This window comes from Deinococcus aquatilis DSM 23025, assembly GCF_000378445.1.
Taxonomy (GTDB): Bacteria; Deinococcota; Deinococci; order Deinococcales; family Deinococcaceae; genus Deinococcus; species Deinococcus aquatilis.
On the sequence record NZ_KB899728.1, the window covers coordinates 37,425 to 54,248 of the forward strand.

Genomic DNA, 16,824 nt, shown 5'->3' on the forward strand with positions numbered 1-16,824 from the left:
CCATGCCCGACTGGCTGCCCACGCTGGAACGGATACAACCGTGGCACTGGTGGGTGCTGGGGGCTACCCTCCTGATTCTGGAAGTGCTGGCCCCCGGCGTCTTTTTCGTGTGGCTGGCGCTGTCGGCTTTCAGTCTCGGTCTGCTGGTGTTCGTGCTCCCGATGCCTGTGCCCCTGCAACTGCTGCTGTTTGCAGGCCTGAGCGTGGTGGCTGTGGTGGTGGGCCGCTATTACCTGAACCGCATTCCAATTGGCGGAGAAGAGGGCGAAAGCCTGAACATGGGCGCACACCGCTTCACAGGGCGCACCGTCACCGTGACCACGGCCATAGAGAACGGCGTGGGCCGCGTACGGGTCGGAGACAGCGATTGGCGGGCCACCGGGCCGGACGCCCCCGCCGGAAGCCGTGTGCGGGTGGTGGGTGCAGATGGCAGCACGGTGCAGGTCGTGCCCGAAGCCCTGTTGGAAGGGGTGAAGTAGCAGGTGGGGCAAGCCGGATCGCTGAGCAACAAGAAGAAGGTACGCGGCGGCAAACGCCAGGCGGTGCGGGTAGAGGCGTGGCGGCAGGCCCACCAGACGCCCGACCTGGCCCACCTCGAATCTTACGGATTCGACTATGCCAGGTTGACCCTAGACCCGTGGTTCCGCCTGTCTCGCCGTACGCCCCCGGCACGCCTGCGCCGCCAAATGCTTGCCGCGCTTCTGGATGTTCGGGCAGCCTGGGCCAAAGCTCTGGCCCAGCCGTCAGATAAGCAGTCATCAGAGAGCCAGCCGTCAGATCACCAGCCGCCCGAGTATCTGGCGGTGTGGGTAGGATGGCCCCAGTTCATGGAGTCTCAGGTGGTGGTGGCAAGCGGGGATCAGGCCAGGTATTACCGCTCGCTTCACCCGGTACTCGAAACGTCTGCCCCCCTCCCCACCGCGCTGGGCCTCACGCCTGCCCTGCGTGCCCGCCTCGCCGCTTTGCGCTGGCGCGAAAGTCTGGATGAAGTCCCGCTGCTTTCCGAAGACCTGCCCGAGAACCCAGAGGCGTGGCTGAGCACCCGGCCTCACCGCCTCACCCCACTTCAGGCAGGCGGCGCGGTGATCTGGCTGGAGCGCGGGCGGGTATGGATCGGGGAATAGAAAAATCCCCCACCAGACGGTAGGGGACGAAGTTGCTTTCCTGAAATCAGCGCTTGCTGAACTGAGGAGCGCGGCGGGCCTTCTTGAGGCCGTACTTCTTGCGCTCGACTTCGCGGGGGTCGCGGGTCAGGAGGCCCTTGGGCTTCATCATCGCGCGGAAGTCGGGGTTGACCTTCAGCAGGGCGCGGGCAATGCCGAGCTTGATGGCGTCGGCCTGACCGGTGGGGCCACCGCCAGCCACCGTGATCACGGCGTCGTAACGGCCAGCCGTGCCGGTTTCGCGGAAGGCTTGCAGGGCGTGAACGGCACGCAGCAGACCACGGAAGTAGGTCTGGAACTCTTTGCCGTTGACGATGATCTTGCCTTCGCCAGGGCGGAGGAACACGCGGGCAACGGCGGTCTTGCGGCGGCCCGTGCCGTAGAACTGCTCAACTTGTTGAATCGCCATGATTATCGGACCTCAAGCTTCTGGGGCTGTTGCGCGGCGTGGGGGTGGGCGGAACCGGGGTACACCTTCAGGTGTCCGTGCATGGCGCGGCCCTGACGTCCCTTGGGCAACATGCCGAACACGGCGTGCTCGATCACGCGCTCGGGGTGCTTGGCGATGGCTTCACGGGCGGTTTCGGTCTTCAGGCCACCCTGGTAACCGGAGTAGCGGGTGTAGACCTTGCCGTCCATCTTGTTGCCGGTGAGGGCCACCTGAGAGGCGTTCAGCACGACCACGTAATCGCCCTGAATCATGTTGGGCGTAAAGTCGGGACGGTGCTTGCCACGGATGCGGCTGGCAATCAAGGTGGCGAGGCGACCCAGGGGAATGCCCGTGGCATCGACTACGATCCAGTTTTGCTCGTCGTTTTTGGGGGTGTAGGTTTTCACCGTTTTGCTCCGTAAAAAAAGTGGGATTTGGTGGCGCAACGCTTCTGCGGTCTGCCGGAACTGCTGGCATCTGGCCGAGGTTACGCCGTGGCTGTGAGCGCGCCCCGCCTCGTCTGGGGGAAAAGGGTCGTGCGCGTCCGGGAGCCTCCCGGTTATCCCGGCTCTACCAAGCGCGAGACACTAAACGCCAGTGTACCAGAGCGGGGGAGGCATGGGCAAGGGGAGGGGTATTCAGTGGGGGCATCGGCTTGCAGGATTCATCAGGGTGGTCATATCTGCACCAGAGCTTTTGGCTTGGCTGTTATAACCGACTTATGTCCAAATTGCCGTCGTTGGCCGTGCTTCTTGGTTTGTCGCTTACTCTTTCCGCCTGTCGTCCTGATCCCATCGTGGAGCCTCAACCTGAAGTGCTGACCCAGCCCGCCGTACCCGTGGTGGGGCAGGCCACCGAACTTCAGAATTTGCCGATGGTGGCTGATCAGGCGGCCCGCACCTTCAGCGATATGTTAAACCCATCCAGCACCGACTTCGACCCTGATCTGACGGCGGTGTTGCAGACCTTTGGCGGCGTGATGAGCGGCATGAATCAGCCTCTACGGATGCAAAGCCCTGCACAACTGGGCCAGCAGATCAAGGGGATGCTCACCGCCCGTTCCCGCCCTGCCTCTGGCCTGGGCGCACTGACGACGACAACCACGCTGCTGCCACGCGGCACCTGGGTGGCGGGCGCACAGGGCCAGTTGACCCAGACCAGTGCTCAACCTACAGACGGCTACATTCTGATGTCGTCTACGACAGCCCTGACTGCCGAGTGGGAAGTGGGCGGCAGCAAAACTGTCCTGATTGATGGCGACGGCAACCTGACGAGCGCGGCGATGCGTGTAGAAGTGCCCACCAATGCCCGCGTCATCCTGACCAAAGGCACAGTGAAGCGGGCGGCGGCCCAGATGACCATGACCCCCGGCGCGTGCGTGAGCATCACTGGACCCGATGCCCTCACCCTGACCGCGTGGGCAGGCCGCGAATCCAACTCGCCCGCCCAACTGAAATTCAGCCATATGTGGGCCGCCACGGGCGTGACCACCAGTGCCGAAGCCACCTACCTGACCCGGACCCGCAGCGCCAGTGCCTCTATCAAATCCAGCATCGGGGGCAGCACGGCCAACCGCTGCACGCCCTCTACCTTTGCCTTTACACCCACCCGCGCCGACATGAGCGCCAGCATTAACGTGCCCAACAACACGGCCAGCGCCGACCTGAAACTGCGCGACCTGACCAACGTGGTGTTCAGCGACACCGAACTGAAGGCCCGCAACTGGTTCTCCAAGGTCACGGGCACGCTGAGTGCCAGTGCCCAGCACAACGGCAAAGCTGTCATGAGTGCCTTTGGCCCGCTGGCCGATGGAGCCGACGCCGACCTGCTCCCCGGAGATCAGGCCAACGTGCAATTCGTGCTGCGAGGCAAACTGATCGTGACCAACTTGCAGGCACTTCTGGAAGGTAAAGTGGCCCTGAACTGATCAGCCAAAGGAAGGCCCACAGAAAGGAGTGGCAGGCCATTTGAGCCATGCCACTCCCTGTGTTGTCCTGCTACCCTGCCCCCATGATTCCCCCCACCTGGCAGGAATGCCGCCGCCCAGCCGATGATGAGTTGGTCGGCTACCTCGTGCCCGCCGGAGAATTGTTTATTCCGGTGACGCTGGTAGGTATGCCGTTGGGTGCAGCGCAGGCCGAAGCCGACGCCGCAGCCCTGCTGCATGAACGCGGCCTGATGACCCTCAACGGGCGCTGGTGGTGCCTCCTGCCAGAGCTGCTGTTGGGAACAGACACCGACCCGCAGCAGCCTCAGCCGTCGTGGGGGTGGCGCTCGGTATTTATTGTGGAAGCCAGCCCGCAGGAATGCCGGGTGCGCTTGGAGATGCCCGCCGAGGAAGAACGCACCAGCACGGTCACGCTGCCGGTGCCGGTGGGCGAGTTGTTGTGGGCGCGGCAGCCCTGAGCCTCAGCCTTCCAGCTCCGTCAGATACTCCATTGCTAGGCGGTAGCCTACAAAGCCGAGGCCACTGATTTTGCCCCGGCAGACCGCCGCCGTGACCGACGTGTGCCGGAATTCTTCGCGGGCGTCCACGTTGCTGATGTGGACTTCCACCACGGGCAGCGGTTGGCTGGCAATCGCGTCTCGCAGGGCGTAGCTGTAATGGGTCAGCGCCCCCGGATTGATCACGATGCCGCCGAAGCCCTGCTCCTGCGCCTCATGCACCCATTCCAGAATCTGGCCCTCAAAGTTGCTCTGGCGGCAGGTCACGGGTTCGCCCAGTTCCGCGCCCCACGTTTCGCACTGCCGCTCCAGGTCTTCTATCGTTTGCAGGCCGTACACGCCCGGTTCACGCAGGCCGAGGCGGTTCAGGTTGGGGCCGTTGATGATCAGCAGCAAGGGGAAAACCTCCGGGGAGAAAGGGGCGGTGAAGGGGTATGAAACCCGGTGTCAGGGTGCTCTGGCAGGAGGTGGAGAGTGGATATGGCCCCGGCAGTTGGTCTGACCCAGATTAGAGGCCAGAAATCTCCGCCTGCCACACTCCAAACTGCTCGCGCAGGACGGCATCGGGCACGCGGGTCAGGTACGGGCGGGCCAGACCGTGCAGCAGCACAAAGCGCACGCCGTCGGCATCGGCTTTTTTGTCGCGGGCCATGTACGGCTGTACCTCGTCGTAGGAGAGGGCCGGAAGGGGGACAGGCTGTTGCCAGCGCAAAAAGGCGCGGGTGTACTCGGTCAGATCTTCGCCGCCCTGTGCCCGAGACAGCAGCGCCGCGTAGTGCAGGCCGTAGCCCACCGCGTCGCCGTGCGGTATGGCGTGATGGGTCACGGCTTCCAGCGCGTGCGCCAGCGTATGCCCAAAGTTCAGGTAGGCGCGTTCGCCCTGCTCGGTCAGGTCGCGGGTCACGACGCCTGCCTTGACGGCGATGGCATCGGCCAATGTGTCGGTAAACATGGCCGACCCCAGCACAAAATCGGGGGCCAGCACCCGCTGAATCAGGCTGGGGTCGGAAATCAGGCCGTGTTTGTAGGCTTCGGCGGCCCCTTCACGGAACACGGCAGGCGGCAGGGTGGTCAGGGTGTTGGTATCGCACCACACGGCGCGGGGTGGATGGAATGCGCCCACCAGATTCTTGCCCTCGGGCAGATTGACGCCCGTTTTGCCGCCCACTGCCGCATCCACCATGCCCAGCAGGGTGGTCGGGGCCGTGTAGAAAGCCACCCCGCGCAGGTAGCTGGCCGCCGCGAAGCCCGCCAGATCGGTGGCCGCGCCGCCGCCCAGGCCCACCACCGCGCCGTCACGGGGCAGGTTGGCCGCCGCCAGCCGCGACAGCACGCCCGCCAGCACGTCCAGTGTTTTGCATGCCTCGCCCTGCGGCACGGGAATGGTCAGCAGCAGGGCAGGCGAGAGCGCCGCTGACAGACGATCTATCCAGACCTGTGGCACGGCTTCATCGTGGATCAGGGCAATCTGGCGGGCCTCCACATGGGCGCGGGACAGTACGCCAGGGCCGACGTGAACGGTGTAGGGAACGTTGCCGCCGACCTGCACCTGCCGGACGGTCTGGACATTCAAAGCTTCAGTCTGCGGCCCGCTCACTGTCTCCCCCTGCTGGGTCTTCGCCCCACGCGGCGTTCACGTCGGCCCAGTCCCACAGGCGCTCGATGACTTCTTCCACGATTTCCTCAGAGGGCCGCCCATCGCTGTGCACATGAATGGTGCCCTGACGGTAAGACGGCTCGCGCTCGGTCATCAGGGTGCGGATGCGTGATAGGGGATCGGCGGTTGCCAGAAGGGGCCGGTCACTGTGTTTGGTGCGCTGGTACACGGTTTCCGGGGTGGCCCACAACACCACCACCGGGCCGCGTTCCAGCAGCGTGCGGCGGTTTTCCTCGTGAATAAAGGTGCCCCCGCCCAGGCTGACCACCGCGTGGTCCAGTCGCGAGACGCGCCGCACCACTTCCTGTTCACAGGCGCGGAAATAGGCTTCACCTTCCTGCTCGAACACCTCGGGAATGCTTTTGCCCACCACCCGCGTAATCAGTTTGTCGGTGTCCACGAAGTGCAGGGCGAGGGCGCGGCTCAGTTCCCAACCCACGCGGCTCTTGCCCGTGCCCATAAAGCCCGCCAGCGCCACCCAACTGACGGGGCGCTCGATCAGGCCCATGCCGAAGTTGGGGGCAGGACGTGTGGCACCAGAATTCGGCTCTGAACCGGGTGGCCCAAAGTCGGGCGTCACAGATTCAGGCGGAACGGTCATGGGGGACAGTGTACGAGACTGGCTCCGCTGCGGCGTAACAGCGGCACGGTCTGGCTCCTCGGGGTCCTGGGGCGGGTCCTGCAGATAGGCGTGCAGCCCCGCCTCGATCTGTTCCGGCGAAACGCTTGCCAGCACAGCTTCAGTAATCCCGTGAAAAGGCGTGTGCGGCGGCCACGCGCTCCTGCAATTCGGGCAGGGTATCGCCGCCGAATTTTTCCAGAATGGCGTCGGCAATGACCCAGCCGATGATGGTCTGCAAGATCACTCCGGCAGCGGGCACGGCGGTGGTGTCGCTGCGTTCCCGCGCCGCGTCGCTGGCCTCATGAGACACCACGTTCACGGTGGGGAGCGGCTTCATCAGGGTGGCAATCGGTTTCATGGCGACCCGCACCACCAGTTCTTCACCGTTGGTCATGCCTGCCTCCAGACCGCCTGCGCCGTTGGTATCGCGGGCATATGTGCCGTCCCGGTAATACACCGCGTCGTGTACACCGCTGCCGGGTTTGCGGGCATTCTCGAACGCGGGGCCGATTTCCACACCTTTCATGGCTTGCAGGCTCAGGCACGCCTGCGCGATTCGGCCATCCAGTTTGCGGTCCCAGTGGACATAGCTGCCCAGACCCACCGGAAGCCCCCGGAAGCGCACCTCCAGAATGCCACCCAGTGTGTCGCCGTCTTTTTTGGCCTGATCGATGCGTTCGCGCATCTGGGCGGCGGCGTCGGCATCGGGCGTGCGGAGGTCGGATTCCTCGATGGCTTCCAGGTTGTCCCAGCTAAAGCCCTGGCGCGTTTCTATTCCCGCGAGGCTGGACACGTAATTTGCGCCCTGCACGCCCAATTCTGCCAGCAGCTTGAGGGCCACCGATCCGACGGCCACCCGCGCCGCCGTTTCCCGCGCCGAGGCCCGCTCCAGCACGTCGCGCAGGTCCTTATGACGGTACTTGATGCCTCCGGTCAGGTCGGCGTGTCCGGGTCTGGCATCGGTCAGGGCTTTTTTGCGCGGCTCTCCGCCCGGTTCCGGCGACATGATTTCGGTCCAGTTGCGGTGATCTTTGTTGGCAATCGCCAGAGTGATGGGCGCACCGGTGGTTCGGCCTGCCCGCACGCCACTCAGAATCTCGGCCTCGTCGGTTTCGATGACCATGCGCCGCCCACGCCCATAGCCGCCCTGCCGCTTGCGGAGCCACGGGTCTATGTCGGCCTTGCCCAGCGGCAGTTGCGACGGCAACCCTTCAATGATGGCCGTCAATTGCGGCCCGTGCGACTCTCCGGCGGTCAGATACCTCATACTTCCGACTCTAGCGCCCGCGTGCAGATGGGGCAGCAGCCATGACCAAACAAACCCCCTAGGCAGGCCCAGCCAAACAGACCCGGACGCCCCCAACACTGGGAAGGCGTCCGGGTTGGGAGGGGTGAATTTACTTGACGACGGTTCCGGTAATGATGACCAGCAACTGGGTGCTGTCTTTGGTCACGTTCTCGCTGCCGCCCAGCAAGGCTCCGACCACGGGAATGCTGCTGACGTAGGGGAGACCTTTGCGCGTAGAAACCTCGTTGGAACCCAGCAGGCCGCTGAGCAGGAGGGTTTCGCCGTTCTTGAAGCTGACCACCGTCTGGGCGCTGCTGTTGGCAAAGTCCAACAGGTTGGGCAGCGTGTTGGTAATGGCGGTGCGGGGTTGATTGACCTGACCGCACAGACGCACGCTGACAGTGCCGTCGGCATTGACGCTGGGATCGAGGAAGTACATGTTGACGCCGTAAGGAATGGTACGAACCACGGGAGCACTGCCACCTGACCCAGCAATGTTGATGTCCAGTCGTCCGCCCGATTGCAGTGAGGCCGCCGCGATGTTGCTCTGATCGTCGGGGCTGCCGCAACGGAAGGTGCCCCCGCCCGAGCCGCTGCCGTTGGTCTGGCCGCTCTGCATCATCACGGTGCCGTCGTACACGCGCTTGGTCATGCCCTGCTGTTCCAGGTTGTCCAGCGTGGCTCCCAGATTGAATCCCACGAAGGCACGGGTGGGATCGAAGGATGCAGCCAGTTGCCCGTTGCTCAGCGAGACATTGAAGCCGCCCAGTGACGCCTTGTAGCCCACGCCGAGGGTCCGCAGGCCCGTTTCGGTGATCTCGTTGATTCGCACCTGAAGATTGATCTGGGGCACGCGTACATCGAGGGTGGGGATCAGTTCGGCCACCTGCGCGACCTGCTCGGCAGTGCCGCGCACGATCAGGGTATTGGTGCGCTTGTCGGCAATGATGGTGGCGGGGCTGGACGGCGTGGTGGCCGTGCCTGTGCCCGCAGTCTGCCCCAGGAGGGTGCCCAGGGTGCTGGTGGCAGGGGTCTGGGTGGTGGAGGTCGTGGGCTGGGCCGCAGGTGTGGTGCCCACATTGACCCCAGTCACGATGCCGCCGCTGCCCGCCGCGCCTCCGGTGGCACTCTGAACGTTGCTGTTGGCGGTGACGCTGGCCGCCAGGGTATTTTCCAGCACGGCCTTGATTTCCTCGGCCTTGCCGTTGGCGAGCGTAAAGACGCGCTGGGTGGTCAGGGCGGCCACCGGAGCCGGGCGGTCTACCTGTGCCAGCAGCGCCAGTGCCTCTTCCAGTTGGGTCTGTGGCCCGGTCAAGACCAGTTGTCCGGTCTGCCCCACGCCAGTCACCTTCAGACCTGAAAACTGCGAGGTCAGCAGGGCTGTTACGTCAGCCTGCTGGCCCTTCACCGAGTACACCCGCTGAGCGGTCGGGGCGGGTTCGGGGGCACGCACGGGGGCGCGGTCTACCTGCGCCAGGAGTGCCAGCGCGGCGTCCAGTTGACTCTGCTGCCCACTGAGCACCAGTTGTCCGGTCTGCCCCACGCCCGTGACTTTCAGGGTGGGAAACTGGGAGGTCAGCAGGGTCAGGACGTCGGCCTGCTGGCCGTTTACGGTATACACGCGCTGCACGGTGGGAGAGGTATCTACCGTGGTGATGACAGGGCGGTCTACCTGTGCCAGCAGTGCCAGTGCCGAATCGATCTGCGTCTGTGGGCCACTGAGGACCAGTTGCCCGGTCTGTCCCACGCCCGAAACCCGCAATGTGGGGTACTGGGCGGTCAGCAGCGCCAGGATGTCGGCCTGCGTGCCGCGTGCCGTGTAGATGCGCTGCACGGTGGGGGGCGTGTTGCCCACGCGCAGCACCGTTTTGCCGCCGAGGGGCAGGGTCTGGTAGCTCAGGCCATACACGTCCATCAGCAGGGGCCAGACCTCGTTGAAGGGCTTGTCGGTAAAGGACAGAACCAGCGGGCGGGCTGTGCCGGAAGTGGCCGTGCTTGGTGTTGCAGGAATGCTGCTGGCCGAGGCCGCAGCAGGCGCAGCCGCCAGATTCGCGGCGGTGTTCAGGCCGTCCACGTTGGCATCAAAAATGACTTCGTATCCGGCCGCCTTGGCGAGTGCCGCCAGCAGGCTCGAAAGTGGTCCGGTGTACACACCCACGTTCACGGTCACGCTGGCCTGAGACAGTTGCGGGTCGGGCGTGGTGGCAGCAGAGGTGGTCTGTGCAGCGGGAGAGGCGGTCGTGGTGCTGGTCTGCGCGGCGGCCATGCCGAGTGCGGCGGTCAGCAAGAGGGCGTGACGTTTATTCATGGCTCACCTTTTGTCCAGTTCGAGGGTCTGGGTATCATTGCCGAGTGCGAGGGTGGCGCTGGTCGCCGTCACTTCTTTGATCACGATGTCGGAATCGGGCAGGGTCTGTCCGACCGACACCACCAAGAAGCCGTCTTTGGAGCGGAAGATGGCGGTATTCACCGGGCCGAGAACCACTGCGTTGAAGGCCAGTTCACGGGCAGCAATGCTCTGATCCAGCGGGCGGGTGGTTTCGGCGGGCGTACCCGTACCGATAGGAGCAAGTTCAGTGATCACCTGAGGCGTACCAGGACGCGGCGCGGTGGTGGGCAGCGAAGCGTTGACGCCCCCATCTGTGCCGGAAACCGTACCGTTCGCGCCGTTGCTGGCTGTGCCGTTCGTTCCGGCGTTGCTGCCCGCGTTGGCGGTCAGGTTGGGCACGCGGCTCACACCGGGCACGTTGACACCTGCCACAGGTGGTTTGATGGGCGGCAAGGGCGGTTCGGCGGGAGTGGTGCCCGCTCCATTCGTACCCGTGCCAGCATCGCCTGTGGCCGGGTTGCTGGTGCTGCTGCCTGTGCTGTTGCCGCCGTTGTTGGCAATCACGGGGTCAGGTGTTGTGGGGAGAGGCGTCACAGGGGGAATGCCGGGCGTAATGGTCACGCCGCTGTCTGTGCCGGAACCGTCTGCACCGGGAATGCTGGGCAGAGGGAACGCGCCGCCTGAGACATCCGCCGAATCGCCGGGAACGGTCTCGCCCGAACCGGGAATAGGGGAGATGGGAATTGCGCCGCCGTTGGTGCCGAGGGGATCAAGCCCGCCGTTGCTGACCGCGCCGCTGTTGTCCAGCGTGCCCGTGTTGCTGGGCGCGGCGTTGCCAGAAGAAGGATTGACGGCGGTCACGCTGCCGGTGGGCGTCGTGCCAGCAGCGTTGGCATCCGTCTTCACGCTCAGAGGCCGGAAGGGGTTCACGCCGGGCAGCAGGACCAGAGGGGTGTCGGGGTTGATGCCGCCGGGAGTGGGCGTGGCAACGGTGGTGCCTTCTCCGTTGGGGCCAGCCACGGTGCCGTCATCGTTGCCCAGCGGGGGCAGGGTCGGAATCGTCACGGTACCGTTGGAGGCCACGTTGTTCTGACCAGAGGTTCCTTCTTCTCCCGTTGCCGTCCCGTTTTCAGCCCCGGTGCCGTCAGGACTGACGACTGTGGTGGTGCCGGTCGTGGGAGTGCCATCGGAGGGTGCACCCTCGATAACCACGGGGCCGTCATTTCCGGTTCCGCTGTTGTCTGGGCCGCCGGTTCCGGTCGTGCCTGTGCCGCTGTCAGCGATGACATTTGCATTGCGGGTACTTGTCCAGACGTACCAGCCGCCAATCAGGGCCACCATCAGCAGCAAGATCAGGAGAATCTTCATCTCGCGGGACAGCTTCAAGTTCAGTGGAGCGCGGGCGCGGGTCACCGGACACCTCCAGAGGTGGAGCCTGCGGCGGGTGCGGGCGCGGTTCCTGCTGCGGGGGCCTCAGGCGTGCTGCCCGCTGCGGTGGGCGTGGCCTGCGAAGCATCGAAGGTGTACACGGTCAGGCCCATGGTGCTTTCCAGGCGTGGATTAAAGCTGGAGGCCTCAGGCACCTGAATGCCGACCGTCGTGACATTGGTAAAACGGTTCATGGTTTCTATAGAGCGCAGCGACTGAAACACCTGCGCGAACTGCCCGCTGATCCCCACGGTGAGGGCGATGGGCCGCACGCCGCTGGGAAGGTCGGTTCCGGTGCCGGGCTGCACATTGAAGGAGTTGAGCTGTCCTCCAGCGGCAGTCACGTTGCGGCGCACTTCGTCCAGAACGATACCGAACTGTGCAGCATCGGGCAGCGCACGCAAAAACTGACTCTGCTCTACCTGTAAGGCGGCCACACGGGTTCTGAGGGCAGGCAACTGCTGGGAAGCAGCGCGGTACAGATCGGCCTGCGTCTGGGCAGTTTCTACCTCGCCCTGAAGCTGCACGATCTGGGCTTGCCGGGGCTGAAAGCGCAGGTAATACCAGGCGGCGATCAGGGCCATGCAGGACACGAGCGCGATCAGAAAAATAGAGCGGGCATCGAGTTTGCTGGCGGTCATTGGCTGGCCCCCGCAGCAGGTGCCGCCGCTGGAGCCGTGGCCGGAGCGCCGGGTGTGGCTGCTGCTCCTGTACCTGCTGGCACGGCGGCAATGGGTTCAGCGTTCACGACGCCCACGGTGGCAGCAAAGGTATAGGTTCCGGCGGTCTGGTCATTTTGCAGACTCCGGAAGTTCACGCCGAATTTGGGATTGGTCTCAAAAGCGTTGAGGAAATTCACCACCGCCTGCTGACTGGTGGCCGTACCGGACAGCTCTATTTCGCGCTGTACATTCTTGCCGGTATAAATTCCGCTCTGCTGTAGCCCGGTCAGGGCTGAGGCTTCCACAGACCGCACGTTCATACTGGTCAGGGCAACGTTGCTGCCTGCCGGAAGCTGCGCTGTGAAGGTCGCCAGATCGTTTGACCAGTAGGTTTTGCGGTCGCGCAGTTGCGTAGCGATATCGGTCACCTGCTTGAGCTGGGTTTCGGTGGCGGTCAGCGTGTCGAATTCCTGCTTGGCCTGGGTCAGGGCAGCCACCTCGCCCTGCAGAGAGTCGCGCTGCTTCTGGAGGTCGCCCACGCGGGTGGCCGTGACCACTTCGGGAATCAGAATGGCGGCTATCGTCACGGGAATCAGGGCGTAGGTCGCCAGCCGCCACCCGTTCGGCTCATTGCTCTTTCGGTACTGCTGAGGCAGCAGGTTGATCTCAACCACGGCTCATCACCCCCCGCAGGGCGAGGCCAAGCGGCACCGTGAATTCGGGCGCGTTGGTTTGCAGGTAGCCGGTATCCACGTTGGCCTGATCGGTCTGTACCGTCAGCCATGGGCTGGCTACCTCGACCCGGAAGCCCAGCGCGTCGCTGATGGCCGCTGCCAGCCCGCGCAGTTTGGCCCCGCCGCCCGCCAGGAAGGTTCGGTCGATGACCACGTCACCGCTCTGGACCCGGTAGAACTCCAGCGAGCGGCGAATCTCGGTGATCAGGTCGCCCAGTACGGGGCGCACCACCTCGAACACGCGGGCGGGGCTGTACTGTTCGCGGGCCATATCGAAGTTCAGCAGGTCTTCCTCGTCCTCGGTGGGCGTGGTGGCGGTGGCGTAACCCAGCTTCACGTCTTCGGCGGCGGTAAAGTCCAGATCAAAGGCTTTTTGCAGCGCTGTCGTGAAATCGTCGGCAGACACGTTGATGTTGCGGGCCATCAGCACCCGGTCACCGCGCACCAGATTGATGACGCTGCTGCTTGCGCCGATCTCCATGACGAGCGCCACCTCTCCGGCTTCCGTGTAATTGGTGCCGGTCAGGGTGCTTTTGGTGAGGTGTTCGCCCAGCAGATTGCCGCGCAAGGCCCGCAACGTGGCGAAACTTTTCAGATCGACCACGGTGGGTTCCAGGCCCGCCAGACGCAACACCTCGACCTGCCGCGCAATGGCTTCGGTGGGCGCGGCGGCAATGACGACCTCCATCTGTCCATCGGGTGGGATGGTGCTGATGTCGTCCAGAACGTCAAAGTCCAGGCTGACCTCGTCGATGGGGTACGGAATGTAGCGTTCCGCCTCCCACTTGATGGCTTCCTGAAGGTCCTTGCGTTCCATGCGCGGCACCATGATGTTACGTGTGACTGCCGACTGGTTGGGAACGGCGGTCACAGCGTATTTGGTGGTGATGCGGTGTTGGGCCAGCAGATTCTTGAGTTCGGTGGCGACGGCCTGAGGCTCGACCACCAGCCCGTCGCGCATGCTGCCGATGGGTGTGGGCACCATGACGGCATGCAGCAAGGACGGGGGAGAGCCGGGACGCAGCGCAACAACCTTAATGGCGCTCGTGCCAATTTCCACGCCGATAGCAGATGGGCGCGGATTGAGTAGGCGGTTCAAGAAGCTCGACATTCTCCCTCCAGAGTCAGACAGATTTTAGCATTCACTCATCTGGCACGGCCTGAGACCAGAGGAAGATGAGAGGTGAGAGTGAGGGTATAGGTCTGGGAGCGACATGAACGCTTCATGCAACCACTCGCCTGCTTACTTAACTCTGACAGGTGAGAGCTATTCCACAGCCGTCCAGCACGCACACCTTACCCCGAATGTTCACCCGTCCCAGTGCATTTGTATTTGCCGCCGTCACCGATACTCCACCCCCAGACTGTGAAGGTATCTGCCTTACCAGGCCGTGAAGAAATCGGCCCATTGGACTGACTGGCCCCCCATTTCCAGAACGGCAGTGGCGCTTTGTGAAGAACCTGGCATCCCAATCTTTATATTTGGGCAGCCCCCAATCTGGCGGAAACCAGAGGAATGCGGCACCTTCCCTGAGATCAATAAAGAAACCTTAATTCCATAAAGTACTCATCAAGCTGAGTTGTATGAGAGTCACTGACCCTATTGCAGCTGTTCGAGATTTTCTGAGAACACCCTGACGCCTCCTTCTGCCGACACGGTAACGACCACATTGCCCACCTGTCCGATCCGGCCTGCTCCATGCGCCACACTGTTCAGGATTCGGCCTGTGCCGTCGCCTCGTTCCAGACGTCCGTTGGCGAGACGGTAGATGCCACTGGAGGTGACGGCGGTGGGCAGATCGGCACTGCGTGCGCCTGTGGGCAGGGCCACCAGAAACGGGGCGGCGCTGACCTCGGTCACCACGTTGTCGGTCACGCGCCGCAGGTTTCCGGCCAGCAGCACGTAGTCCTCTCCGTCGCCTCCCGTGACGGCTGCCGAGGGTGCGCCTGCCACACCTGTTGCCGCCGCGCCACCGAACGTCACGGCGCTGCCATCTTCCCGGTAGGCCCGCGTGCTGCTGAGGGCCACCACCCGGCCTACAGGTACGCTACGGGCGGCCCGGTCAAGGGTGACCACCACACCCGCGCTCGGCACAGCGGCCCACGCTTCACCTGCGTTCCAGGCCACGTCCACGGCTACTGGCAGGCTGGGGCACACCACCCGGAAGCTCGGCACCCGCGCCACACAGGCCCGTCCGCCTGCCACCCACGTCACCCCATCGGCACTGAAGGCCGCACGAAACCCAGCGTCTCCGGTGGGAGGAGAGTAGGCAGGGGCACAGGCCGAGAGCAGCAGGGCCATCAGGGGAAGCAGGCGGGCGGGCGTGGACATGGGGAGTATTTCAGCCTATGGCGGCATGGGGTAGGTGAGGATGGGGGAGGGCGAGGGGCTTGAGCGGCAGCCTCTGCTCAGCCCATCCTCAGCCCATCTCTGTGCCCCTTACTGCTCCTCCAGCAACGCCGCCACCACCGTATCCAGCCCCACGCCTTCTGTGGCCCGCTGCTCGGGCGTCCAGCTGATGCCCCGGCTGGCTTTGATCAGAATCACGTCGCCGTCCTGGGTATCGGCCAGCAGCGCGGCCAACAGTTCGGGCACATTGCGGTAGGCCCGCTCGCCCAGTTCGGAGGCAAATGCGCCCACGCCGTAAGTCACGTCTGCTTTGGCGCGGGCCTGCTGGCCGACTTCGGCGTGTAGGGCGCGTTCGGTGTCTCCCAGTTCCAGCATTCGCCCCAGCACGCTGACGCGGCGGCCCGGAAAGCTGCTCAGGGCCTCCAGCGCGGCATGTACGGCAATCGGAGAAGCGTTGTAAGCATCGTCTATGACCGTGTAGCGGCCCGGATATACCCGGTAACGCCCTGCCGGAACCTGCACAGCGGCCATGCGTCCGGCGGCTTCGTGCAGCGGAATTCCCGCACCCTGCGCCAGTGCCAGCCCCAGCACGGCGGCTTCGGCCTGAACGGTGGCGGCGTGCGGCAGGCTCACGGGTTGGCCCGCAAAAGTGAAGGTCGCGCCTTCTGGCGTCACATGCAGGTCTTTTCCGGCAAAGGTAGCTTCCCCAAACCCGTAAGTAGCGGTTTCAGGAAAATAGGCGGCGGCCTGTGCGCCCACCAGCGCCCCCAGCGATCTACGTAACGGCTGGCCCGTAATATCCCGCAGGATGTGACCTTTCTCGAAAGCCACGTTGTCCACTGTGCCCAGCGCCTCCAGGTGCGTGGCCCCGATGGTGGTAATCACGCCCACGTCGGGCTGCACCAGATCCACAAGTTCGGCCATTTCGCCCACGCGGTCTATGCCCATTTCCACCACCAGCGGCTTGCCGCCCTTGCCGTACTGAATCAAAAAGCAGGCGATAGCAGGCGGCGTATTAAAGACGGGCATAAAATGGGCGTCCAGTGCGGCGGCCACGTAGCTTTTGGCCGTGGTTTTGCCTGCGCTGCCCGTGATGCCCACCACCAGATGATTCTTGGCCCGCTCTTGCCGCGCCCACGTAAACAGCGCCGCCTGTGCGTCAGGCACACGCACCCCCCGCTCTACATCCAGATCAGTCAGCACAAAGGGTGCACCCGCCGCCAGCGCCGCCTCGACAAAGCGGTTGCCGTGCATCTTTTCTCCCGGCAGGGCCACGAACGCCACCTCGGGTGAGGCTTCCCGAGAGTCCCAGGTCAGGCGTTGGGCGGGTCGGGCCAGCGGGTCAACAGTGGCAGCAAAGGGCAGAGCGGCGTGCGGATCAAGCATGGGGAAAAGGTAGCAGAGCGGGCAAGGTGAGCAAACTTGTCTCAAGAGCTGCAATTAGAGATCATCCGGAAATTGGTTACGGTAGCGAGGCGAGGACGACTGGCATCCTGAATGAATGCGGTTGACGGACGAGCAATGGGCCATCCTCGCCCCCCTCCTTCCTCCCCCTCAGAAGCAGACCCGCCGCGGACGTCCGCGGCGGGGTGACCAAGAGCTGCTTGAAGGCATCCTATGGGTGTTGCGTACTGGTGCGCAGTGGGCGCAACTCCCCCGGCCGGACTATCCGCCCAAATCCACCTGTTTCGAGCGTTTTCAAGAGTGGAATGAGCG

18 protein-coding genes are annotated in these 16,824 nt (G+C 64.1%); 5 read left to right on the forward strand and 13 right to left on the reverse strand.

Features of this window, described 5'->3' with window-relative positions:
* The first annotated feature begins 2 nt into the window (after nt 1-2).
* Nucleotides 3-479 (forward strand): NfeD family protein, encoded by a 477-nt coding sequence (locus F561_RS0116755; protein WP_019011122.1) that lies wholly within the window; start codon nt 3-5, stop codon nt 477-479.
* 3 nt (nt 480-482) lie between these two features.
* Nucleotides 483-1,124 carry a hypothetical protein gene (locus tag F561_RS0116760; RefSeq protein WP_019011123.1) on the forward strand — a complete coding sequence of 214 codons (642 nt, stop codon included), beginning with the start codon at nt 483-485 and terminating at the stop codon, nt 1,122-1,124.
* A gap of 46 nt (nt 1,125-1,170) precedes the next feature.
* Here F561_RS0116760 and rpsI read toward each other — a convergent pair whose 3' ends face one another.
* Nucleotides 1,171-1,572 (reverse strand): 30S ribosomal protein S9, encoded by a 402-nt coding sequence (gene rpsI / locus F561_RS0116765; RefSeq protein ID WP_019011124.1) that lies wholly within the window; start codon nt 1,570-1,572, stop codon nt 1,171-1,173.
* A gap of 2 nt (nt 1,573-1,574) precedes the next feature.
* On the reverse strand, nt 1,575-2,000 hold the full coding sequence (rplM, locus tag F561_RS0116770) for a 50S ribosomal protein L13 (protein WP_019011125.1): 426 nt from the start codon (nt 1,998-2,000) through the stop codon (nt 1,575-1,577).
* A 314-nt stretch (nt 2,001-2,314) separates the two neighbouring features.
* On the opposite strand from rplM, the gene F561_RS0116775 reads away from it, so the two are divergent.
* Nucleotides 2,315-3,520 carry a hypothetical protein gene (locus F561_RS0116775; RefSeq protein WP_157451947.1) on the forward strand — a complete coding sequence of 402 codons (1,206 nt, stop codon included), beginning with the start codon at nt 2,315-2,317 and terminating at the stop codon, nt 3,518-3,520.
* Between the two features lie 83 nt (nt 3,521-3,603).
* Nucleotides 3,604-3,999: a hypothetical protein gene (locus tag F561_RS25765; RefSeq protein ID WP_019011127.1), complete on the forward strand. Its 396-nt coding sequence runs from the start codon at nt 3,604-3,606 to the stop codon at nt 3,997-3,999.
* A gap of 3 nt (nt 4,000-4,002) precedes the next feature.
* Here F561_RS25765 and aroQ read toward each other — a convergent pair whose 3' ends face one another.
* The 11 genes from aroQ to murF form a co-directional block, all read right to left on the reverse strand.
* Nucleotides 4,003-4,434, reverse strand: coding sequence for a type II 3-dehydroquinate dehydratase (gene aroQ, locus F561_RS0116785; RefSeq protein WP_019011128.1), 432 nt, complete (start codon nt 4,432-4,434; stop codon nt 4,003-4,005).
* 112 nt (nt 4,435-4,546) lie between these two features.
* Nucleotides 4,547-5,611, reverse strand: a complete 1,065-nt coding sequence (gene aroB / locus F561_RS0116790; RefSeq protein ID WP_026299005.1) for a 3-dehydroquinate synthase — start codon at nt 5,609-5,611, stop codon at nt 4,547-4,549.
* 4 nt (nt 5,612-5,615) lie between these two features.
* Entirely contained in the window at nt 5,616-6,203 is a 588-nt protein-coding gene (locus F561_RS25770; RefSeq protein WP_040381044.1) for a shikimate kinase, read from the reverse strand.
* A 232-nt stretch (nt 6,204-6,435) separates the two neighbouring features.
* Nucleotides 6,436-7,584 carry a chorismate synthase gene (aroC, locus tag F561_RS0116800; RefSeq protein WP_019011131.1) on the reverse strand — a complete coding sequence of 383 codons (1,149 nt, stop codon included), beginning with the start codon at nt 7,582-7,584 and terminating at the stop codon, nt 6,436-6,438.
* Between the two features lie 130 nt (nt 7,585-7,714).
* Entirely contained in the window at nt 7,715-9,913 is a 2,199-nt protein-coding gene (locus tag F561_RS0116805; protein ID WP_019011132.1) for a type II secretion system protein GspD, read from the reverse strand.
* Between the two features lie 3 nt (nt 9,914-9,916).
* Entirely contained in the window at nt 9,917-11,347 is a 1,431-nt protein-coding gene (locus F561_RS0116810; RefSeq protein ID WP_026299006.1) for a hypothetical protein, read from the reverse strand.
* Nucleotides 11,344-12,003 (reverse strand): type IV pilus inner membrane component PilO, encoded by a 660-nt coding sequence (locus tag F561_RS0116815; protein ID WP_019011133.1) that lies wholly within the window; start codon nt 12,001-12,003, stop codon nt 11,344-11,346. The genes F561_RS0116810 and F561_RS0116815 overlap by 4 nt, the downstream gene beginning before the upstream one ends.
* Nucleotides 12,000-12,698, reverse strand: a complete 699-nt coding sequence (locus tag F561_RS0116820; RefSeq protein ID WP_019011134.1) for a hypothetical protein — start codon at nt 12,696-12,698, stop codon at nt 12,000-12,002. Before F561_RS0116820 ends, F561_RS0116815 begins: the two co-directional genes overlap by 4 nt.
* The gene (gene pilM / locus F561_RS0116825; protein WP_019011135.1) at nt 12,691-13,869 is read right to left on the reverse strand and encodes a type IV pilus assembly protein PilM; all 1,179 of its coding nucleotides are present in this window, start codon (nt 13,867-13,869) and stop codon (nt 12,691-12,693) included. The genes F561_RS0116820 and pilM overlap by 8 nt, the downstream gene beginning before the upstream one ends.
* 489 nt (nt 13,870-14,358) lie before the next feature.
* Nucleotides 14,359-15,090, reverse strand: a complete 732-nt coding sequence (locus tag F561_RS0116830; RefSeq protein ID WP_019011136.1) for a hypothetical protein — start codon at nt 15,088-15,090, stop codon at nt 14,359-14,361.
* A gap of 108 nt (nt 15,091-15,198) precedes the next feature.
* Nucleotides 15,199-16,494 (reverse strand): UDP-N-acetylmuramoyl-tripeptide--D-alanyl-D-alanine ligase, encoded by a 1,296-nt coding sequence (murF, locus tag F561_RS0116835; protein WP_019011137.1) that lies wholly within the window; start codon nt 16,492-16,494, stop codon nt 15,199-15,201.
* A 115-nt stretch (nt 16,495-16,609) separates the two neighbouring features.
* On the opposite strand from murF, the gene F561_RS27965 reads away from it, so the two are divergent.
* Nucleotides 16,610-16,824: transposase (locus F561_RS27965; RefSeq protein WP_157451949.1), on the forward strand; the 215-nt coding region annotated here is incomplete at its 3' end.